This window comes from Flavobacterium sp. UMI-01, assembly GCF_019656315.1.
Classification (GTDB): Bacteria; Bacteroidota; Bacteroidia; order Flavobacteriales; family Flavobacteriaceae; genus Flavobacterium.
The window spans coordinates 40941-61854 of sequence record NZ_BPLU01000012.1 but is presented as its reverse complement, the minus strand read 5'-3'; the positions used below and the strand labels follow the sequence as shown (position 1 = coordinate 61854).

The window sequence follows — 20914 nt, the reverse complement described above, 5'->3', positions numbered from 1 at the left end:
ATGATCTATTCCATTCTCATTTTTGAGGATCGGGTTATGTTTTGCTTAAATTAAAATTAAAAATCATGAAAATTCAATATTTAATAACCTTCATTTTAACATCATTATCTCCTGTATTCCTTTTGGCTCAAATTACAGATACAGAAAAAGACAGTCTTTATATACAACAAATCGAAAATCACAAAAATCCTGATAAAGTCCTCCACGCAGAACCCTTGTTTATAGACTTAATTAGAGACCTTGGCGCTCGAAAAGGTGAAAAAGAATGGAACATTGGTATGGGTTTAACCGATAACTTAAAATTCGATTCTTACCAAACATTAATAGAATATGAATGGGCACCAATTGACCGATTAGGATTTGAAATCGAATTACCTTTTACTTTTTATTCGGCTATTAATGGTACCCAAAGGAGTGCTATCCCTTCTAATCAATTAAACAGTATTAAAATAGCCACTCAATGGTCTTTTTTAGTAAATGTCCCCTTGGCCACTTCAATGGCTATTGGCTACATCAATGAATTCGAACTTTCTGATTTTAGACAATTCGGAAAACCACTTTTTAAAGGCAATATCTACAATCCGTTTTTTGTAGCGGCAAAACGCTGGGGCAACAATTTTCATACTCTAATTTATACAGGTCCACTAATTGAACATGATTTTGAAACCCACAAATTACACACTACGTATAATCTCAATACCAATTTTCATTATATGATTTCAGGGACTCGAAATTTTATTGGAGTTGAGTTAAATAAAACCATCAAGAACCATAATTTTGATCTTGTTGTAAGACCGCAAATGCGACTAGATATTGCAGAACATTTACTAGTGGGTATCGTAGCAGGAATTCCTGTTAGTCGTGAAAACGAACGTATGAGTACGTTCATTAGACTTATTTGGGAACCAAAACATCACAAATAAGTAAGTTATTTTTTCAGAAATCTAGTTTGGGGCTTTAAGCCCCATTTTTAATTGGAACAGAATTAATTTTCATAATTCATAAGCAGTAAACCAATCTAGAATTTTAACATTTTTTGGAAATCTAATTTTAACCTTTACTTTTGCTTAAATTAAAATTTTATGAAAAAAATTATACTCTTAGTCGTTGTTTTTCTATGCCTAACCAGTTGTGGAGTGAAGACTACTCGAAATATGCTTGTGTCTGGAAATTACGATGAAGCCATTCAGAATGCCATTTCAAATATTGGCACTAACAAAGACAAAAAAAGCAAACAAGATTATATTTACCTATTAGAAGAAGCTTTTGCAAAAGCTAAGGAGAGAGATTTAAACGCGGTCCAATTTTTAAAACAAGAAGGAAATCCTGCCAACTTAGAAAAGCTATACAATACTTATTTAGCCTTAAACAATCGCCAAGAAAGCATCAAACCCTTACTTCCGTTACCTTTAATGAAAGAAGGGCGAAATGCAAAATTCCCTTTCGACAACTACAATAGTGAAATTGTTGCCACTAAAACAGCACTGACTAATTATTTGTATGCCAATAGCAAAAAGCTTTTACTTTCTAACAACAAGATGGATTTTAGAAAAGCTTACGATGATTTGAATTACATCAACCAAATCAATCCTAACTATAAAGATGTGGTAAAATTAATGGACGATGCTCAATTTAAAGGCACCGATTTTGTGATGGTTTCCACCAAAAACGAAACCAATATGGTTATCCCTACTCGTCTATTAAATGACTTATTGGATTTTAACACTTATGGACTAAATGACAAATGGACTGTTTATCACAATACTAAAACCAAAGGAATCAATTATGATTACGAAATGGTAGTGAATTTTAGAGACATCCAAATCTCACCTGAACAAATCAAAGAACGTGAATTTGTTAAAGAACGCCTCATCAAAGACGGTCAAAAAAAACAGCTTGACGCCAACGGAAAAGTAGTTTTGGATAAAAACGGAAAAGAAATCCTCATTGATAATATGGTTAAAGCAACCGTTCGAATTTACGAAATCAAGCAACTCAAAACAAGTTTAGTGACAGCAAAAGTGGATTTTTTTAACATCAGAAACAAACAACTATTACAAAGTTTTCCTATCAGTAGCCAATATGTTTTTGAGAACATTTATTCCAATTACAAAGGCGACCGCCGAGCTGCTGATGACAATTACATGAGCTATTTCAATAACAAAGTAGTTCCTTTTCCTGACACACAACAAATGATTTTTGACACAGGCGAAGATTTGAAACTCAAACTGAAAGGAATAATTACCCAAAACCGATTCAATCAATAGGCTTTTATTTGCTAAGAAACAACATCCAGTTAAAAAATTGTTAGAAAAAATAAATTGATACTACTCATTTTCAAAAATAATTGTACTTTTGCACCATGAATAAACCACGTGTATATATTACTTCAATCTCACGGATGAACAGACATGTTACCTCACCCGAGGTACGGATACTATTAGTTTAGTATTCATCATGTTTGGTTCAATTAGTATTTATTCATTTTTCATTTTTTTTGCTTTGGAATTGCAACTGTTATCTAGCGTTGGATTAACAAATCCTAAAAACAATTTTTACAATCTATTTTCGTATTCATTTTCATGGATGCCTATCTTTGTAGTATCAGTTTGTAATTTCAACAATCCATTACAACTTATTTCATTACTCAATAAATCACTTATAAATGAATGTTGATATCGTCATAGCTCAAGAAGAGCATTTTAAATATGCTCAGGAAATTTGCGACACCATAGAGTCTTCAGCCAAGCTGAGAGGTACGGGTATCGCGAAGAGAACTCCTGAGTACATCCAAAAAAAAATGACCAACAAAGATGCTGTAATCGCTTTAGAGAACGGCAATTTTGCTGGCTTTTGTTATATCGAAAGTTGGCAACACGGTAAATTTGTAGCTCATTCAGGATTAATTGTACATCCTGACTATAGAAATTTAGGTTTAGCAAAAAGAATTAAAACCTTTGTTTTTGACTATTCATTAAAGAAATACCCAGAAGCCAAGGTTTTTGGTATTACAACGGGTTTAGCTGTAATGAAGATTAATTCGGATTTGGGATACAAACCGGTTCCGTTTTCAGAATTAACAACCGATCCAAGTTTTTGGAAAGGGTGTCAAACCTGTACGAATTATGAAATTCTAAAAAGCAAAGACAACAAAATGTGTTTGTGTACAGGAATGTTGTACGACCCAAAAGAAAAACCAAAAGATCCACCCAAACACCCATTCAATGTGCGTATTTGGAACCGATTAAAAGCAATAAAACAAGCGCTTTTTCTTCAAAACAAAAATGAAAAAAAAGACAAAAAGGATAATAAATAAAAACAGTAACATCATTAATATCCCTTAAAAAAGACTAAGTTACGTTTACAAAGTTATAATGAAAATGAAACTTTAAAAAGCAACATCGACAAAGTCACCCCCTCCTTTGGAGGGGGCTGGGGGGAGGAAAAAAAACAATTAAAATGAAAAAAGTAGTATTAGCTTATAGTGGAGGTTTGGACACCTCATATTGTCTAAAATATTTGAAAAACGAAAAGGGATTCGAAGTTCATACAGTTTTAATTAATACCGGTGGTTTTGACGACGAAGAGCTACAAGCTATTGAAGACAGAGCCTACGAACTAGGAAGCGCTAAACACGCTAACCTTACTATTTTAGACAAATATTACGATAAAGCTATTAAATACTTGATTTTTGGAAATGTATTAAAAAACAATACGTATCCATTATCTGTAAGTGCTGAACGTGTTTTCCAAGCGATTGAAGCGATTAAATATGCAAAATCTGTGGGTGCAACTGCTATTGCTCACGGAAGTACAGGTGCGGGAAATGACCAAATCCGTTTTGATTTGATTTTTCAAACCATTGCTCCTGAAATTGAAATCATCACTCCTATCCGTGACTTGAAATTATCTCGTCAAGAAGAAGTAGATTACTTAATCAAAAATGGGGTGCACTATTCTTGGGAAAAAGCACAATATTCTATCAACAAAGGATTATGGGGAACAAGTGTGGGAGGAAAAGAAACTTTGACTTCACACCAATCATTACCTAGCGAAGCCTACCCTTCTCAATTGACTAAAGAAGGTGAAGAAAAAGTAACTCTTGAATTCAAAGAAGGTGAATTAATCGCTGTAAATGGTGTAGCAGACAAGCCATCAAACAACATTGTAGTTCTTGAAAAACTAGCGAGTGCTTACGCCATTGGTAGAGATACTCACGTGGGTGACACAATTATCGGAATCAAAGGAAGAGTTGGTTTTGAAGCGGCTGCTCCGCTTATTATCATCAAAGCACACCATTTACTAGAGAAACATACTTTAGGAAAATGGCAACAATACTGGAAAGAGCAACTAGGAAACTGGTACGGAATGTTATTCCACGAAGGGCAATTTTTGGACCCTGTGATGCGTAACATCGAGGCTTTCTTGCAAGACACACAAAAAACAGTTAACGGAAAAGTTTTTGTTACTTTAAAACCATACCACTTTATCTTGGACGGAATCGAGTCTGAAAACGACTTGATGAACACTGGTTTTGGTCAATATGGAGAGATGAACAATGCTTGGACATCAGACGATGCGAAAGGATTTATCAAAATTTTGGGTAACGCTCAAAACATCTTTTCATCAGTAAACAAAGAAATTTACGAGTAAGACAAATTGTTTTCTTAGGAGCAGAACCATTTTGCTTTTTAAGAAACATCCATCCCGCTGTACGTTACAATCTTTTCCTTTTGAAAAAAAAGGAAAAGGATTTTCACTGCCATCGGGGCTAATGAGAAAGTTTAAGTTTTCAAAGAAACTTTTACAATCTTTTAAAACCATTAAGAAATTAAGATTATTAAGCTAAATGAAACTTAATTACTTAATGGTTTAAATAAAAAATGTTTTAAAAATAGATTGCTTTTTTCAAAGAGACAATCTTAAAAAAAGAGATTATGATTACTATTGGAATAATTGGAGGATCAGGATATACTGCGGGCGAATTAATTAGAATTCTAATGTTTCATCCTAATGCAAAACTTGATTTTGTGTACAGTACAACCAATGCAGGAAAACCGCTTTCTACAGCACATCAAGATTTGATGGGCGATATCGAAATGAATTTTACTGACACCATCAACCCTAATGTGGACGTACTTTTCTTGTGTTTAGGACACGGAAAATCAATTGCGTTTTTAGAAAACAACAAATTCTCAGACAATACCAAAATTATTGATTTAGGAAACGATTTCCGTTTGACTAAAGACAAGGAATTTGATGGAAAATCATTTGTGTACGGTTTGCCTGAACTCAATAAATCCGATATTAAAAAAGCCAATTATATTGCAAATCCTGGTTGTTTTGCTACTGCTATTCAATTGGCCTTATTACCATTAGCAGCCGAAGGTTTACTAACCGAAGATGTTCACATCAATGCAACTACAGGTAGTACGGGTGCGGGTGTTAGTCTATCAGCAACATCGCATTTTAGCTGGAGAAACAACAACTTCTCACACTATAAAGCTTTCGAACACCAGCATTTGGGTGAAATCAATCAAAGCATCAATCAGCTACAAGCTTCTTATAGTGACGAATTAATTTTTGTCCCGAACAGAGGAGATTTCCCAAGAGGAATTTTTGCAACCTTATACACAAAATCGGAAGAAAGTTTAGAAGATTTAGTGGCTAAATACGAAGCTTTCTATGCAGACCAACCTTTTGTAACGGTTACTACTACTAACATCAACATGAAACAAGTAGTACAAACCAACAAATGCATTATCAGTTTATTAAAAAAAGGAAACCGGGTTTTAATCACATCAACAATTGATAACTTATTAAAAGGTGCTTCAGGTCAAGCCGTTCAAAACATGAATTTAATGTTTGGACTCGAAGAAACAACTGGCTTGCACTTGAAACCGTGTGGATTTTAATCCCCACCCCAGCCCTCCCCAAAGGGGAGGGAGGCATTATTTCATATACTTTGTCAATTATTTTAGTCTTATAGACTAATCAAAAAAATAAAATGAATTAATATAATCGTGAACTAACTGTTCTTTCTCTTAAAAAGAAAGAACAGTTAGAATCTAAAAGCAACACCCCCCGTTGTACATATTTATTCCCCCTCCTTCGGAGGGGGTTAGGGGGAGGAATACTATGAACTTATTTGACGTTTACCCATTATACCCTATTACGCCTGTAAAAGCAGTGGACTGCACAATTTACGACGAAAAAGGAATTGAATATTTAGACTTATACTCTGGCCACGGCGTAATATCCATAGGACACACTGAGCCTAATTATGTAGCCAAAGTAAAAGAACAATTGGATAATTTGAGTTTTTACTCAAATGCGATTCAGAATCCATTACAAGTGGAATTAGCTGAAAAATTAGGAAAAGCCTCTGGCTTGACTGATTTTAGCTTGTTCTTGTGTAGCTCTGGTGCTGAAGCCAATGAAAATGCTTTAAAAGTTGCTTCTTTTCACACAGGAAAATCAAGAGTAATTGCTTTTGACAATTCGTTTCACGGAAGAACTTCGGCTGCGGTTGCTGTAACTGACAATCCTAAAATTGTGGCGCCTATCAATGCACAACAAGTAGTGACGTTCTTGCCATTGAATCAAATTAATTTGGTGGAAGCTGAACTAAAAAAAGGAGATGTTGCTTGTGTGATTATCGAACCTATTCAAGGTGTGGGTGGTTTAGACCAAGGAACAACCGAATTCTTTCAAGCTTTGGAAAAAGTGTGTAAAGCAAATGAGGTGATTTTAATTCTTGACGAAGTGCAATCAGGTTACGGAAGAAGTGGAAAGTTTTTTGCGCACCAACACCACGGAATCAATCCAGATATTATAACAACAGCTAAAGGAATGGGGAACGGTTTCCCTATTGGTGGCGTTTTGATTTCGCCTAAATTTCAAGCGAGTTACGGATTATTAGGAACTACTTTTGGTGGAAGTCATTTGGCTTGTGCTGCTGGTATTGCGGTTTTGGATGTGATTGAAAGCAAAAACTTGATTGAAAACGCTAAGAAAATAGAAGCTTATTTCATGGAAGCGATTAAAGTAATTCCTGAAATCAAACAAGTAAAAGGAAGAGGCTTGATGCTGGGCGTTGAGTTTGATTTTGACGTGAGCGCTTTGAGAAAGAAAATGATTATCGAAAAACATATTTTTACAGGTGGAGCAAACAACAAAAACTTGTTGAGAATTTTGCCACCATTAACGATTACAACAGATGCTATTGATACTTTTGTAGTAGCGTTGCAAGAGAGTTTGGCTGAGTTGAAGTAGGATTTTAAGTTATAAATTAAAAATAAAAATCTGCTAAAATCTGTGAAATCAGCGTGCTATAATTTTCACGCAGATTTCGCAGATTTAAAAAAGATTTTAAAAACTTCACTTTGCAAATATAAAACTAAGGACTTAGGACTAGTTTTATACACAAAGATTGGTTTGCGTGAGTGATAGCAGCGAAAATCCTTTTTTATTGATTGTAGCGTAGCGGAAATGAATAAAAAAGATTGTAGCGAATAGCCCGACCCGAAGTTTTTACGGAGGGTCACGCCCAAAATAGAATAACATATAGTAAAAAAAATATGAGTACATTATTATCCATAGAAAAAAGAAACGCTGTATTGAATACGATGGCGACACTTTTGGAACAAGAAAGAGAAGCTTTGAAAGCCATCAATCAACAAGATTTAGCCAATTATAATGGCGAAGACTTAGCTATGGAGAAACGGTTACTCGTGGACGATGCTAAGGTGGACGGAATGATACTTTCGGTACAACAATTAGCGAGTCAAGAAGATCCTGTGGGGCAAGTTCGTTATGAATTTACCCACGACAACGGCATGCGCATTAGCAACAAAACAGCGGCTTTTGGAACGATTATGATTATTTACGAATCGCGTCCAGATGTTACTGTGGAAGCTGGTGGAATTGCCTTTAAATCGGGAAACAAAATTTTGTTGAAAGGTGGAAAAGAGTCTTTGCTTTCGAACCAAAAAATTGTGAGTCTTTGGCATCAAGCTTTGGAAAGCAATGGCGTAAGTACTGAATGGGTGGAATATTTGAATTATGACCGAGCGCAAACCCAAGCTTTCTTAGAAAAACCAACGCAAAGAATCGATTTAATCGTACCACGTGGTGGCGAAAAATTGATTGAATTTACTAAAAAACACGCGACTTGCCCTGTGATTGTAAGTGGTCGTGGCAATAACTTTGTATATGTCAATGCTGATGCCGATTTAGGCAAAGCAATGTCAATTATCATCAACGGAAAAACCTCAAATATTTCGGTTTGTAATGCTTTGGATAAAGTATTGATTGATGTTAATATACCAAACTGGGAAGTTTTTGCTAACGAATTAATAACCAAATTAAAAGGGTTTAAAGTAACTGTTTTAGGAGATGAAGCTATTGCTAAAGCGACTGGAGTTCCTGCAATTGAAAATGATTTGATTTGGTACGAAGAATTTTTGGATTACAAAATTGTAATTGGAACGGTTAACTCTAATCCAGCAGCAATAGAAATGATTAATAAATATTGTGGCGGACACTCGGCTTCTATCATTACAGAAAACACTGGTCTAGCACAAGAGTTTATGGAGAATGTTGACGCATCCTCAGTATATCATAATGCTTCGACTCGTTTTACTGATGGTGGGCAATTTGGTTTAGGTGGCGAATTAGCCATCAGTACCGATAAATTACACCAACGCGGACCAATAGGTTTGCAACATTTGGTAACCAATAAATGGTATATTTACGGCGAAGGACAGATTAGATAGTGTTCAGTAATGCGTTTTTAGTGTTCAGTCAATGCAACGTTGAAAACAATATTTGATAACAACTAGATAAAATAGCTTTGCGAACTTCGCGTTTTTAAAGCATAACATAAATAAAACTTTGTGCCCTTTGCGGTTAAAAAGATGGCTAAAAAAAGAATTTTATTAAAATTAGGTAGCAATACGCTAACCAAAGAAACCAATCATATTTCGAGAGGAAAGATTGAGGACATTGGGATGCAAATAGCAGAATTGAATGAGGACTATGAATTTATCATCGTGAGTTCAGGGGCGATTGCTGCTGCCAAACAGTTTGTAAAACTTGAAAAACAAGATAAAGAACTTTTTGTAAAACAAGCGTTGGCATCTATTGGTCAGCCTCATTTGATGCGGATTTACCATGAGAATTTCAAGGATTTAGGGTTGCATACTTCTCAATGTTTGCTTTCGTATTCTGATTTCGAGAAGGAACAAACTAAGAAAAACATTGTCAATACCATCAATGTTTTGGTCAAAAACAATTACATTCCTATTATCAACGAGAATGATACCGTTGCTACGGATGAGATTAAATTTGGCGACAACGATAAATTAGCCGCTTTAACCGCTGTGTTATTAGAAGTTGATATTTTGATAATAGCCACAAATACCGATGGTTTTTATACCAAGGAATCCATGCAAAACGGAAATCCTGAAACCATTTTAACGGTTGCTGAGTTAAACGATTTGGAAAAGGAAATTGGAGACTCTAAATCCTCACATGGTACGGGTGGTATGCAATCCAAAATCGAAGCTGTAGCCATTGCAAAAGAAGCTAATATTGAAACTTGGATTGTCAACGGCTTGAATGATAATTTTATATTGAATGCTATAAATAACAAAATTCCATTTACTAAGATTGTGTAAAATGGGACGCGGATGTAGCGGATTTGCTATCGCAAAAACACGGATAAAAACAGATTTTATTTTTTTTTTTGTGTTTATTATGCGGATAAAATAAATTAGCTAAAGCTTATTTTAGATTGAAACAGATTTACAACAGTTCTATTGAAATTGATTACTTTTTTAATGAGGAGATTTATTTTTATAATTAAATTATTTAAAAATTATGTCACTATTGCACGAAGACCTCACAGATATTATTATCAAAACCTTTTATGAAGTGTATAATGAATTGGGACAAGGGTTTTTAGAAAAAGTATATCAAAATGCTTTATACATAGAGTTAAAAAATAAAGAACTTGCTGTAGAACCTCAAAAGAGAATCGCAGTGTATTACAAAGGACAGCAAGTAGGTGATTATATCGCCGATTTAATTGTTGAAGACAAAATCATTCTTGAATTAAAGGCTGCTGAATCAATTGTGATAGAATTTGAAAATCAAATACTAAATTATCTAAGAGCTACTGATTGCGAAGTTGGTTTACTACTTAATTTTGGCAAAAAACCAGAGTTTAAAAGAAAAATATATGAAAACAAAAGAAAGCATCGAAAATAAAATCCGCTAAATTTGCATAGCCATACAAATCAGTAGTAATCGATAATTAGCTATAGCTAATCCGTTTAATTTTAAAAAAAATCTGCGACAATCTGTGACTTCGCAATTGCGAATCCGTTTTATCAGCGTACCAAACATAAAGAGTATAAAAATTCGCTAGAATCAGCGTCCAAAATTACCAACGTATGAACTACATTTCTATAAAAAATATCGACAACCTATCACAATGGGTTGAAGATGCATTAAAAATTAAAAAAAATCCACTAAAACACAAAAAACTAGGAAAACACAAAACCCTTGGAATGTTGTTTTTTAACCCTAGTTTAAGAACCCGTTTGAGTACTCAAAAAGCGGCTTTAAATTTAGGAATGAATGTCATGGTGATGAATTTCACCAGTGAAGGATGGACATTGGAATTTGAAGATGGTGCTATCATGAGTCAAGGTGCTTCTGAGCATATCAAAGAAGCTGCTGAAGTTGTTTCGCAATACTGTGATATCATTGCTATCAGAGCTTTTGCTGGTTTGGTTGAAAAAGACAAAGACAATGCCGAAATAGTATTGTCTGGTTTCTTAAAACACGCTACAGTACCTATCGTGAATATGGAGGGAGCAACGGGTCACCCACTGCAATCATTGGCTGATGCTATTACGATGGAAGAATTCAAAACACCACACAGACCAAAGGTAGTTTTATCATGGGCACCACACCCAAAAGCGTTACCACAGGCTGTAGCCAACTCTTTTGTAGAAATGATGCAATTACAAGATGCTGATTTTGTGATTACCCATCCAGAAGGATACGAATTGAATCCAGAAATCACCAAAGATTCCAAAATAGAATACGATCAAAACAAAGCTTTTGAAAATGCCGATTTTATTTACGCCAAAAACTGGAGTAACTACAACGAATACGGTCAAATTACAAATGCGGATACCAATTGGACAATAACTGCCGAGAAAATGGCATTGACTAACAATGCCAAATTCATGCACTGTTTACCTGTAAGACGTAATGTAATTGTGGAAGATGCAGTCATTGACAGTGAAAACTCTATTGTGATTCAACAAGCGAATAACAGAACTTATGCCGCACAATTAGTACTTCAAAAAATATTAAAAAATGCAAAATAAACCCTCGGTAACCCTTGTGAAAATTGGTGGAAACATCATTGATGATGCCAATGAATTACAACATTTTTTAGCGGACTTCTCTAAAATAGAAGGGCATAAAGTACTGATTCACGGTGGTGGAAAATCGGCTACTAAGATGGCAAAAAGCATTGGTCTTGTTCCTCAAATGGTGGATGGCCGTCGTATTACGGATGCAGCCATGCTTGAAGTAGTCGTGATGATTTACGCGGGACAAATCAACAAAGATATTGTGGCCAAATTACAAGCCCATAACACGAATGCCATCGGATTCTCTGGGGCTGACGGAAATTTAATTCAATCCACTAAAAGAAATCACCCCACTATTGATTACGGCTTTGTAGGTGATGTTCAAAAAGTAAACACACCGCTTTTACAAACGTTAATCACTAACGGAATTACCCCTGTTTTTTGTGCCATTACGCACGATAAAAAAGGACAATTACTCAACACCAATGCTGACACTATTGCAAGTGAATTAGCAATCGCCTTATCCGAAGTTTTTGATGTTACTTTAAACTATTGCTTCGAAAAACCAGGAGTATTGACGGATGTTGATGATGACAATTCGGTCATCCTACAAATGCATTCCGCCTTATATGCTAAACTAAAAGAAGAAGGAGCTATCCATTCGGGTATGATACCTAAATTGGACAACTGTTTTAATAGTTTGTCCAAAGGTGTTCAAAAAATAAGAATAGGACACCACAAAATGTTACAAAATGCAAATGCCATTTGCACAAGTATTCAATTATAAACGCATTTTTTTCAGTAGTAGTTAAACCCACTGAAAATTTGCGCCAAAAAAAAACAAAATGAAAAACCAAGAAACACTTACACAAGAAGCAATCCAATTATTAAAAGATCTGATTGAAACGCCTTCCTTTTCTAGCGAAGAACAACAAACAGCCGCTTTAATAGAGCAATGGTTTATTCAGAACAACATCCCTTTCGAAAGAGAAAACAACAATATTTGGGCGTTCAACAAGCATTTTGACAAAAACAAACCTACTGTTTTATTAAACTCCCACCACGATACCGTTCGTCCTAATCAAGCTTATACTAAAGATCCTTTCAAAGCCATTGTAGAAGACGGAAAATTGTACGGTTTAGGAAGCAATGATGCGGGGGGTTGTTTGGTATCCCTATTGGCTTCTTTTGTTTATTTTTATGAAAAAGAAAATCTAAACCACAATATTGTTATCGTTGCCTCTGCAGAAGAAGAAAGCAGTGGAAAAAACGGTTTAAATAGTGTTTTAAAACATTTACCTGAACTAGAATGTGCCATTGTAGGCGAACCCACTTTAATGCAATTGGCCGTAGCCGAAAAAGGCTTGTTGGTTTTAGACATCAAAGTCAAAGGAACCCCTAGTCATGCTGCTCATCAAAACGATGACAATGTGATTTACAAAACCATGTCGGTTATTGATTGGTTCAAAAACTATGCTTTCGAAAAAATATCAGAGCAATTAGGTCCTGTTAAGATGACGGTAACTCAAATCAATGCAGGAAAACAGCACAATGTAGTGCCATCTGACTGTGATTTGGTAGTTGATATTCGTGTCAATGATTGCTACAACAACACCGAAATATTAGAAACAGTACGAGCAAATGTTGATGCCGAAGTCAATCCTCGCTCGATGCACTTAAACGCCTCGTCTATCCCAGTTTCACATGGATTAGTACAAGCAGGAATTGCGTTAGGCCGTACCACGTATGGTTCACCTACCCTTTCGGATCAATCGGTTTTGAGTTGTAAATCATTGAAATTAGGCCCTGGTGATAGTTTGCGTTCACATTCAGCAGATGAATTCATCTATTTGAACGAAATCGAAGAAGGAATCGATTTGTATATTAAAATCTTAGGGGACTTTTTAAAATAATAATACACTGTACGGACAGGTTGCAATCTGTCTTTTTACATAAAAACATACAAATATGAAACTTTGGGAAAAAGGAATACCAACCGATAAACAAATTGACTTATTTACTGTTGGAAACGATAGAGAATTGGATTTGATTTTGGCCAAACATGATGTTACAGGAAATATCGCTCAGGCTAAAATGCTAGCTAAAATCGGCTTGATTACTAATGAGGAACGTGACGATTTACTAGGGGCTTTGGCAGAAATTCAGGAAGATATCAATGCAGGTAATTTTACTATCGAAGATTCATTTGAAGATGTACATTCAAAAGTAGAATATTTACTTACTCAAAAAGTAGGCGATGCTGGAAAAAAAATCCACACTGCTCGTTCTCGTAACGACCAGGTTTTAGTAGATATGAACCTGTATTTAAAAGAAGAAGTGCTTCAATTAAAACAGCAAGTAAAAGCCCTTTTTGATTTATTAATGGCTTCGGCAGAAAAATACCAAAACGTATTATTGCCAGGATATACGCATTTACAAATTGCCATGCCAAGTTCGTTTGGGATGTGGTTTTCGGCCTATGCTGAAAGTTTAATTGACGATATGAGTATGTTGAATGCAGCGTTGAAAGTAGTCGATCAAAACCCATTGGGTTCCGCTGCAGGATATGGTAGCTCCTTCCCTATTGACCGAACGTTTACTACCCAAGAACTAGGCTTTAGCACTTTAAAATACAATTCGGTTGCGGCACAAATGAGTCGTGGAAAATCAGAGAAAACGGTTTCTTTTGCAATGGCTAGTGTAGCGGGTACGCTTTCAAAATTCGCTTATGATGTGTGTTTGTATATGAGTCAGAATTTTGATTTTATTGGGTTGCCAGCCAATTTGACAACAGGCTCAAGCATCATGCCTCATAAAAAAAATCCTGATGTATTTGAATTAATTCGTGGGAAATGCAACAAAATTCAGTCGTTACCATATGAGCTAACTTTAATTACAAACAACCTACCAAGTGGCTATCACAGAGATTTACAACTTTTAAAAGAAGGTGTTTTTCCTGCGATTCAAAACTTAAAAGCTTGTTTGGATATTGCTATTTTCTCTATTCCAGATATTAAGGTAAAAGAGAATATCTTGGACGATAAAAAATACGACTATTTATTTACTGTAGATACTTTGAACGAAATGGTATCGGCTGGAATTCCATTTAGAGATGCCTACAAAGAAGTAGCATTGCAAATTGAAGCTGGAAATTACCAATCGCCAAAAGCGACTAAACACACCCACGAAGGTAGCATCAACAATCTTTGTTTAAATGAGATTAAAGAAAAGATGAATCAAGCTTATTAAGAGCTTGTTTTCAAATTATAAAGCCACGAATTCACGAATTACATTGGTTTATTCGTGAATTCGTGGCTTCCTTTTTATTAACTTCAATAAGACAAAATCAGGTAATTTGGTGATCTGTGGCTAACTATTTTAACCATATAAGTCATTGAAGTTTTTCTTGCTCCAAAAATGAAGTAAAAGTTCAGATAAGTTATTTTCATAAATGAAAATGGAATATGTGGCTTAAAATTTAACCGCAACGGACACAAAGTTTATACAAAGAAGACAAAGATTTATTTAATTTCTTCGATTTCTCCAATCTGTGTTCCTTTTTAAAATTTAACCGCAAGGGACACAAAGCTTACGCAATGAACAAAAGTCAAATCTCAAAAAAAATCCTTTTAATCTGTGGAATCTGTGGCTAAAAATTTTAACCATATAAGTCATTAAAGTTTTTTCTGGTTCCAAAATGAATCAAAAGTTTAAATAAAATATTTTTGACAAATGAAAGTCTGTCTAATCTGTTTAAATCTGTGGCAAGACACTTCACCACAAAGAAAAAAAAAATCTGCTAAATCTGCATGAAAAATTATTGCATGCAGATTTAGCAAATTTATGCAGATTAATTATACCTTACCTGTGTAAATTTCTTTTATTTCTTCAATCTTTGTTGCTTAAAATTTCACATTAAAGAGAATAAAACTTCTTAAACTTTTCGGTAAAAAACTAAACCAACTCCTTCAAAACCTCCGCATCAATATCAGAGTGCGAAGCATCGTAAATCGCCTTTCCGTCTTTAATCAAAATCAATTGTGGCGACTGATGGAAAACTCCAAATTTCGAAGCTATTTCATTTGAAATCTCTCGGTGTTCTAATAAATCTAAGTAATACGGACTTACTTTTTCATCCAAATCAAACTCATTCTCAAACTGCTTCAATGCCATGCGGCTAATACTACAACGCGTACTGTGCTTGAAAATCGCAATTGGCTTTTCATTTGATTGAGCGCTTATTTCTTCTAATTGAGTCAAATCCGTTAACGGAATCCAATTAATTTTAGATGATTTTTGTGATGGAGTCTCATTGCTCCCGAAGATATTTTTTAAAAAACTCATATTTTGACTTGTTTTCCGACTTTTTGACATCAAAACCTGATAAAAATCAGCTTTTTACCGCCTTTTTGTCTGTATATTTGATATGGAATATAATTTGTCGATTGCTTCACAAAGTTAGTTAATTAAGTACAAATCCAAATCGAAAAAACATGAATATCAATAAATTTACCATCAAATCGCAAGAAGCTATACAGCTCTCGCAACAGCTCACCCAACGAGCGGGTCAGCAACAAATTGAAAACGAACATCTCTTCAAAGCTATTTTTGAAGTAGATGAAAACGTTGCGCCTTTTATATTAAAAAAACTCAATGTAAATGTGCCGCTATTTTTACAAATCTTAGATAGCACCATTCAAAGTTTCCCAAAAGTATCAGGAGGCGATATCGTCCTTTCCAGAACAGCGAATACAGCCTTAAACGAAGCCGAAAATATCGCTCACAAAATGAACGATGAATACGTTTCTATCGAACATTTGATTTTGGCTATTTTTGCTTCCAAAAGTAAGGTCGCTCAAATCCTGAAAGACCAAGGAGTGACCGAAAAAGGTTTGAAAGCCGCTATCGACGAACTCCGAAAAGGTGAACGTGTAACTTCGGCATCGGCAGAGGAAACCTATAATTCTTTAAACAAGTATGCCAAAAACCTAAACCAATTGGCACGTTCTGGGAAATTAGACCCTGTAATTGGCCGTGATGACGAGATTCGTAGAGTTTTACAAATTTTGACCCGTAGAACCAAAAATAACCCAATGCTTGTGGGTGAACCGGGTGTGGGTAAAACCGCCATTGCAGAAGGACTGGCGCACCGAATCGTAGATGGTGACGTACCCGAAAACTTGAAAAACAAAATCGTCTATTCTCTTGATATGGGAGCACTGATTGCGGGTGCCAAATACAAAGGGGAATTCGAAGAACGTTTGAAATCCGTGGTGAAAGAAGTGACCTCGGCTGAAGGTGATATTGTGCTTTTCATTGACGAGATTCACACTCTTGTTGGTGCTGGTGGTGGCGAAGGTGCCATGGATGCCGCTAATATCTTGAAACCCGCTTTGGCTCGTGGAGAACTCCGTGCCATCGGAGCAACCACTTTGGACGAATATCAAAAATATTTTGAAAAAGACAAAGCACTAGAGCGTCGTTTCCAAAAAGTTATTATCGAAGAACCCGATACCGAAAGTGCGATTTCTATCCTTCGTGGAATCAAGGAAAAATACGAAACACACCATAAAGTTCAAATCAAAGACGAGGCGATTATCGCTGCGGTAGAATTATCACAACGCTACATCACCAGTCGATTTTTACCCGATAAAGCCATTGATTTGATGGACGAAGCGGCCTCTAAAATCCGTATGGAAATCAACTCTAAACCAGAGGAACTTGATATGCTAGACCGTAAAATCATGCAACTTGAGATTGAGATTGAAGCCATCAAACGCGAGAAAGACGAAAGCAAAATTAAAATTCTTGGACTGGATTTGGCCAACCTAAAAGAAGAGCGCAATCAAATTTTCAGCAAATGGAAATCGGAAAAAGATGTAGTAGATAACATCCAAGCTGTAAAAAAAGAAATTGAAGACTTTAAATACGAAGCCGAACGTGCAGAACGTGAAGGGGATTATGGAAAAGTAGCCGAAATTCGCTATGGAAAAATCAAAGAAGCCCAAGAGCGATTGGACGAATTCAACAAGCAATTACAAGAAAACCAATCGGGAAGTTCCTTGATTAAGGAGGAAGTTACCCGTGAAGACATTGCCGAGGTGGTAGCCAAATGGACCGGAATTCCAGTGATGAAAATGCTGCAAGGGGAACGCGAAAAACTGTTGCACTTAGAAGAGGAATTACACAAACGTGTGGTAGGACAAGAAGAAGCTATCGAAGCCGTGAGTGATGCTGTGCGTCGTTCTCGTGCAGGTTTACAGGATGTAAAAAAACCTGTCGGAACCTTCCTTTTCTTAGGAACCACTGGGGTAGGTAAAACCGAGTTAGCCAAAGCCTTGGCAGAATACCTCTTTGATGACGAAAACGCCATGACGCGTATCGATATGAGTGAGTACCAAGAACGCCATAGCGTGAGCCGTTTGGTAGGTGCGCCTCCTGGATATGTAGGCTATGACGAAGGAGGACAATTGACCGAAGCTGTGCGTCGTCGTCCTTATTCTGTTATATTGTTAGATGAGATAGAAAAAGCACATCCAGATACTTTCAATATCTTACTTCAAGTATTGGATGAAGGACGTTTGACCGATAACAAAGGACGTTTGGCCGACTTCAAGAACACGATTATCATCATGACTTCGAATATGGGTAGTCATATCATTCAAGAGAAATTTGACAACCTCAAAGGGGGTATCGAAGCCGCTACTGAAGCTGCCAAAATCGAAGTCTTAGGCTTATTGAAACAAACTGTACGTCCCGAGTTCATCAACCGTATCGATGAGATTGTGTTGTTTACACCGCTTACCAATGCCAACATCAAGCAAATCGTAGGCATCCAACTCAAATCAGTAATCAAAATGCTGGCACAACAAAACATCACGATGGATGCCACTCCTGAGGCGGTAGATTATTTATCCGAAAAAGGATTCGACCCACAGTTTGGTGCTCGTCCCGTAAAACGTGTGATTCAAAGAGAGGTGTTAAACAACCTGTCTAAGGAAATCTTAGCGGGCAAAATCACCACTGATAGCATCATTTTATTGGATGCCTTCGACGGACAATTGGTGTTTAGAAATCAAAGCGAGTCAGAGAACTAAGCAACCACCCTCAGTTCGAGTAAATTTTCAAAAAATAGGAATGGCTTTTTCAGAAAATTTGTATCGAGAACCCTATCAACCCTGTCAGAGTTTGTACTCTGATAGGGTTTTACTATTACACCAGTCGTCATTACTGGTGTTTTTTTTTTTTGAGCAGAACGATTGTTTTTTATAACAACCTCCCCTCCTGCTCTTGCCTTTATCTCATTCCGCTCCGCTACACGAGGATATCGGCTCGATCAGGGCTATTATTTTCGTTTCATTTTCAAAATATCGTTTTCAAAAAGCATCTTACAAATAAAATTCATTGTAGTCATTTGTAAGAAAAAAAGAATATATTTGAGATAATGAATTATACACATAAATTCAAACAAAAATAAGCGCATAACACACCAATTAGGCATAATACAAGTTTGATTTATGCGCTTATAAAATAGTTGCCAGCAATTTTAAAAAAAATGAACGAAGAGAAAATAATCAGAGAAGAAGCAAGGGAATTTTATGAAAATAGTTCCCTATCAAATCCAAATTTAGAATCATCTAAAAAATTAAGTGATTTAAAATATCGATTGTCCGACTTCTACTCGGCAGAGTTTAAGTCAATTTTTTTGGACGAAATGAAGAATACGATAAGTGAAGAATTGAAAGAACATCGTGACAAATCTCACGGTGGAAATCCGAGTCCGACTTGCGGATATGAAATTTCAGCTGAAAGATTAATTTTCTACTTAAATCAAGAACTTGGGACTTTACCGAAAGTTGTTCATCAGAAATATGAACTTCAAAATGCAAACAAACGTGAAAAAGTTTTTGTCAGTTATAATCATTTAGACAAACAATATTTGAATGATATTCAAAGACATTTTAAACCATTTAAAAACAAAATTGACTTTTGGGACGATTCTAGAATAGAACCTGGCAAAAAATGGAAAGAGGAAATCCGAAAAGCAATTTTGGAAACAAAAGTTGCTATTCTTTTAGTTAGTACCGATTTTTTAGGTTCAGATTTTATCTCAACAGATGAACTTCCACCTTTGCTAGAAGCAGCAGAAAAAGAAGGTGCTATAATTTTAATCGTTATATTAAAACCTTGTCTTTTTGAAGAGTTTGAAGATTTAAATCAGTTTCAAGCAATGAATTCACCAAATAGACCTGTAAGCAAAATGGATGAAAACGAAAGAGAGGAATTGTTTGTAAATCTTGTAAGACAAACGAGAAAAGTGCTGAATGAAAAATAAAATAACTGCTGGCAATCGAGTAGACGGCTCCGCTAGAAACTAACGGAGTGCGCCTCTCACACCACCGAGCGTACGGGTCACGTACTCGGCGGTTCGCAAAATGATGGGTTCAATTCGATATAAACATCTGTCAAGGATTGATAACCTTTTTGCCTTAGGCGCTTCAAAGTGATAGTTGAACCTAAAATAGGACTTCCACTCGCGCTCGTTTGTCCACATTCTCCAGTGCTCGTCTTTGACGAGTACCCACTTAAATTAAAAGAAAAATCGTAGCGTTTGCAACGCGAAAAACTAAAACAGGAATAACTTAAAAGTTGTTACTGTTTTTTTTTTTTTGCGTTCCCCCCTTCTCCGAAATGATACAAAATCAGCTTAACATAATGACATGGATTGCCACAGCAGAACCACAGGCAATACTTTATCGAGTTTCTTACGGAGATTGCTCCTTCGTCGCAAAGACAAGACTGGGGTTACTGTCACTTCAAACTTAGTTCATCTTTGTGTTTCTTTTGAGCGTCTTTGTGAAATAATAAAATAACTCATAGGAATCTTCTTTAATCAGAAAGACAGCATTGTGGTTACTGTCACCTCAAACTTAGTACATCTTAGTGTTTCCTTTGAGTGTTTTTGTGAAATAATAAAATAGCTCAGTTGATTCATCCTTAATCAGAAAGACAAGACTGGGGTTACTATCACTTAAAACTTAGTACATCTTAGTGTTTCCTTTGAGCGTCTTTGTGAAATAATAAAATAACTCATGGAAATCTTCTTTAATCAGAAAGACAAGATTGTGGTTACTGTCACTTCAAACTTAGTGAATCTTAGTGTTTTCTTTGAGTATTTTTGTGAAATAATAAAATAACTCATTAGAATCTTCTTTAATCACAAAGACAAGGTTGTGGTTACTGTCACTTAAAACTTAGTGAATCTTAGTGTTTCCTTTGAGCGTCTTTGTGAAATAATAAAATAACTCATTAGAATCTTCTTTAATCACAAAGACAAGATTGTGGTTACAGCCACTTCAAACTTAGTGTATCTTAGTGTTTTCTTTGAGTGTTTTTGTGAAATAATAAAATAACTCATTAGAATCTTCTTTAATCACAAAGACAAGATTGTGGTTACTGCCACTTCAAACTTAGTGTATCTTAGTGTTTCCTTTGAGCGTCTTTGTGAAATAATAAAAATC

The 20914-nt window shown here is 35.7% G+C and carries 16 protein-coding genes; 15 read left to right on the top strand and 1 reads right to left on the bottom strand.

Features of this window, described 5'->3' with window-relative positions:
• Positions 1-65: 65 nt before the first annotated feature.
• From K5R64_RS07095 to argH, 13 genes are all read left to right on the top strand, one after another.
• The gene (locus K5R64_RS07095) at positions 66-923 is read left to right on the top strand and encodes an HAEPLYID family protein (protein WP_220762199.1); all 858 of its coding nucleotides are present in this window, start codon (positions 66-68) and stop codon (positions 921-923) included.
• Positions 924-1082: 159 nt separating this feature from the next.
• A complete protein-coding gene (locus K5R64_RS07090; protein WP_220762197.1) occupies positions 1083-2267 on the top strand; it encodes a hypothetical protein in 1185 nt (394 codons plus the stop codon).
• A 398-nt stretch (positions 2268-2665) separates the two neighbouring features.
• Positions 2666-3316, top strand: coding sequence for a GNAT family N-acetyltransferase (locus K5R64_RS07085; RefSeq protein WP_220762195.1), 651 nt, complete (start codon positions 2666-2668; stop codon positions 3314-3316).
• Between the two features lie 143 nt (positions 3317-3459).
• On the top strand, positions 3460-4653 hold the full coding sequence (locus tag K5R64_RS07080; RefSeq protein ID WP_220762193.1) for an argininosuccinate synthase: 1194 nt from the start codon (positions 3460-3462) through the stop codon (positions 4651-4653).
• Between the two features lie 284 nt (positions 4654-4937).
• A complete protein-coding gene (gene argC / locus K5R64_RS07075) occupies positions 4938-5915 on the top strand; it encodes an N-acetyl-gamma-glutamyl-phosphate reductase (RefSeq protein ID WP_220762191.1) in 978 nt (325 codons plus the stop codon).
• A 223-nt stretch (positions 5916-6138) separates the two neighbouring features.
• Positions 6139-7275: an aspartate aminotransferase family protein gene (locus tag K5R64_RS07070; RefSeq protein WP_220762189.1), complete on the top strand. Its 1137-nt coding sequence runs from the start codon at positions 6139-6141 to the stop codon at positions 7273-7275.
• 305 nt (positions 7276-7580) lie between these two features.
• The gene (locus K5R64_RS07065) at positions 7581-8777 is read left to right on the top strand and encodes a glutamate-5-semialdehyde dehydrogenase (RefSeq protein WP_220762187.1); all 1197 of its coding nucleotides are present in this window, start codon (positions 7581-7583) and stop codon (positions 8775-8777) included.
• Positions 8778-8918: 141 nt separating this feature from the next.
• Entirely contained in the window at positions 8919-9680 is a 762-nt protein-coding gene (gene proB, locus K5R64_RS07060) for a glutamate 5-kinase (protein WP_220762185.1), read from the top strand.
• A gap of 202 nt (positions 9681-9882) precedes the next feature.
• Positions 9883-10272 (top strand): GxxExxY protein, encoded by a 390-nt coding sequence (locus K5R64_RS07055; protein ID WP_220762183.1) that lies wholly within the window; start codon positions 9883-9885, stop codon positions 10270-10272.
• 185 nt (positions 10273-10457) lie between these two features.
• Positions 10458-11405 carry an N-acetylornithine carbamoyltransferase gene (locus tag K5R64_RS07050; protein ID WP_220762182.1) on the top strand — a complete coding sequence of 316 codons (948 nt, stop codon included), beginning with the start codon at positions 10458-10460 and terminating at the stop codon, positions 11403-11405.
• On the top strand, positions 11395-12180 hold the full coding sequence (gene argB / locus K5R64_RS07045; RefSeq protein ID WP_220762181.1) for an acetylglutamate kinase: 786 nt from the start codon (positions 11395-11397) through the stop codon (positions 12178-12180). The genes K5R64_RS07050 and argB overlap by 11 nt, the downstream gene beginning before the upstream one ends.
• Before the next feature lie 58 nt (positions 12181-12238).
• Entirely contained in the window at positions 12239-13306 is a 1068-nt protein-coding gene (locus tag K5R64_RS07040; protein WP_220762180.1) for a M20 family metallo-hydrolase, read from the top strand.
• A gap of 55 nt (positions 13307-13361) precedes the next feature.
• On the top strand, positions 13362-14642 hold the full coding sequence (argH, locus tag K5R64_RS07035; RefSeq protein WP_220762179.1) for an argininosuccinate lyase: 1281 nt from the start codon (positions 13362-13364) through the stop codon (positions 14640-14642).
• 705 nt (positions 14643-15347) lie between these two features.
• Here argH and ytxJ read toward each other — a convergent pair.
• The gene (gene ytxJ, locus K5R64_RS07030; protein ID WP_220762178.1) at positions 15348-15737 is read right to left on the bottom strand and encodes a bacillithiol system redox-active protein YtxJ; all 390 of its coding nucleotides are present in this window, start codon (positions 15735-15737) and stop codon (positions 15348-15350) included.
• A 149-nt stretch (positions 15738-15886) separates the two neighbouring features.
• Here ytxJ and clpB point away from each other — a divergent pair, with 149 nt between their 5' ends.
• Both clpB and K5R64_RS07020 read left to right on the top strand, forming a co-directional pair.
• Complete coding sequence (gene clpB, locus K5R64_RS07025) at positions 15887-18490, top strand: ATP-dependent chaperone ClpB (protein WP_220762177.1); 2604 nt, start codon at positions 15887-15889, stop codon at positions 18488-18490.
• A gap of 458 nt (positions 18491-18948) precedes the next feature.
• On the top strand, positions 18949-19728 hold the full coding sequence (locus K5R64_RS07020; RefSeq protein ID WP_220762175.1) for a toll/interleukin-1 receptor domain-containing protein: 780 nt from the start codon (positions 18949-18951) through the stop codon (positions 19726-19728).
• The last annotated feature ends 1186 nt before the right edge of the window (positions 19729-20914 follow it).

What these genes read in the sequence shown, in the direction of transcription:
- K5R64_RS07095 (WP_220762199.1), top strand. Translation starts at nt 66, where the DNA reads ATGAAAATTCAATATTTAATAACCTTCATTTTAACATCATTATCTCCT.
- K5R64_RS07090 (WP_220762197.1), top strand. Translation starts at nt 1,083, where the DNA reads ATGAAAAAAATTATACTCTTAGTCGTTGTTTTTCTATGCCTAACCAGT.
- K5R64_RS07085 (WP_220762195.1), top strand. Translation starts at nt 2,666, where the DNA reads ATGAATGTTGATATCGTCATAGCTCAAGAAGAGCATTTTAAATATGCT.
- K5R64_RS07080 (WP_220762193.1), top strand. Translation starts at nt 3,460, where the DNA reads ATGAAAAAAGTAGTATTAGCTTATAGTGGAGGTTTGGACACCTCATAT.
- argC (WP_220762191.1), top strand. Translation starts at nt 4,938, where the DNA reads ATGATTACTATTGGAATAATTGGAGGATCAGGATATACTGCGGGCGAA.
- K5R64_RS07070 (WP_220762189.1), top strand. Translation starts at nt 6,139, where the DNA reads ATGAACTTATTTGACGTTTACCCATTATACCCTATTACGCCTGTAAAA.
- K5R64_RS07065 (WP_220762187.1), top strand. Translation starts at nt 7,581, where the DNA reads ATGAGTACATTATTATCCATAGAAAAAAGAAACGCTGTATTGAATACG.
- proB (WP_220762185.1), top strand. Translation starts at nt 8,919, where the DNA reads ATGGCTAAAAAAAGAATTTTATTAAAATTAGGTAGCAATACGCTAACC.
- K5R64_RS07055 (WP_220762183.1), top strand. Translation starts at nt 9,883, where the DNA reads ATGTCACTATTGCACGAAGACCTCACAGATATTATTATCAAAACCTTT.
- K5R64_RS07050 (WP_220762182.1), top strand. Translation starts at nt 10,458, where the DNA reads ATGAACTACATTTCTATAAAAAATATCGACAACCTATCACAATGGGTT.
- argB (WP_220762181.1), top strand. Translation starts at nt 11,395, where the DNA reads ATGCAAAATAAACCCTCGGTAACCCTTGTGAAAATTGGTGGAAACATC.
- K5R64_RS07040 (WP_220762180.1), top strand. Translation starts at nt 12,239, where the DNA reads ATGAAAAACCAAGAAACACTTACACAAGAAGCAATCCAATTATTAAAA.
- argH (WP_220762179.1), top strand. Translation starts at nt 13,362, where the DNA reads ATGAAACTTTGGGAAAAAGGAATACCAACCGATAAACAAATTGACTTA.
- ytxJ (WP_220762178.1), bottom strand. Translation starts at nt 15,737, where the DNA reads ATGAGTTTTTTAAAAAATATCTTCGGGAGCAATGAGACTCCATCACAA.
- clpB (WP_220762177.1), top strand. Translation starts at nt 15,887, where the DNA reads ATGAATATCAATAAATTTACCATCAAATCGCAAGAAGCTATACAGCTC.
- K5R64_RS07020 (WP_220762175.1), top strand. Translation starts at nt 18,949, where the DNA reads ATGAACGAAGAGAAAATAATCAGAGAAGAAGCAAGGGAATTTTATGAA.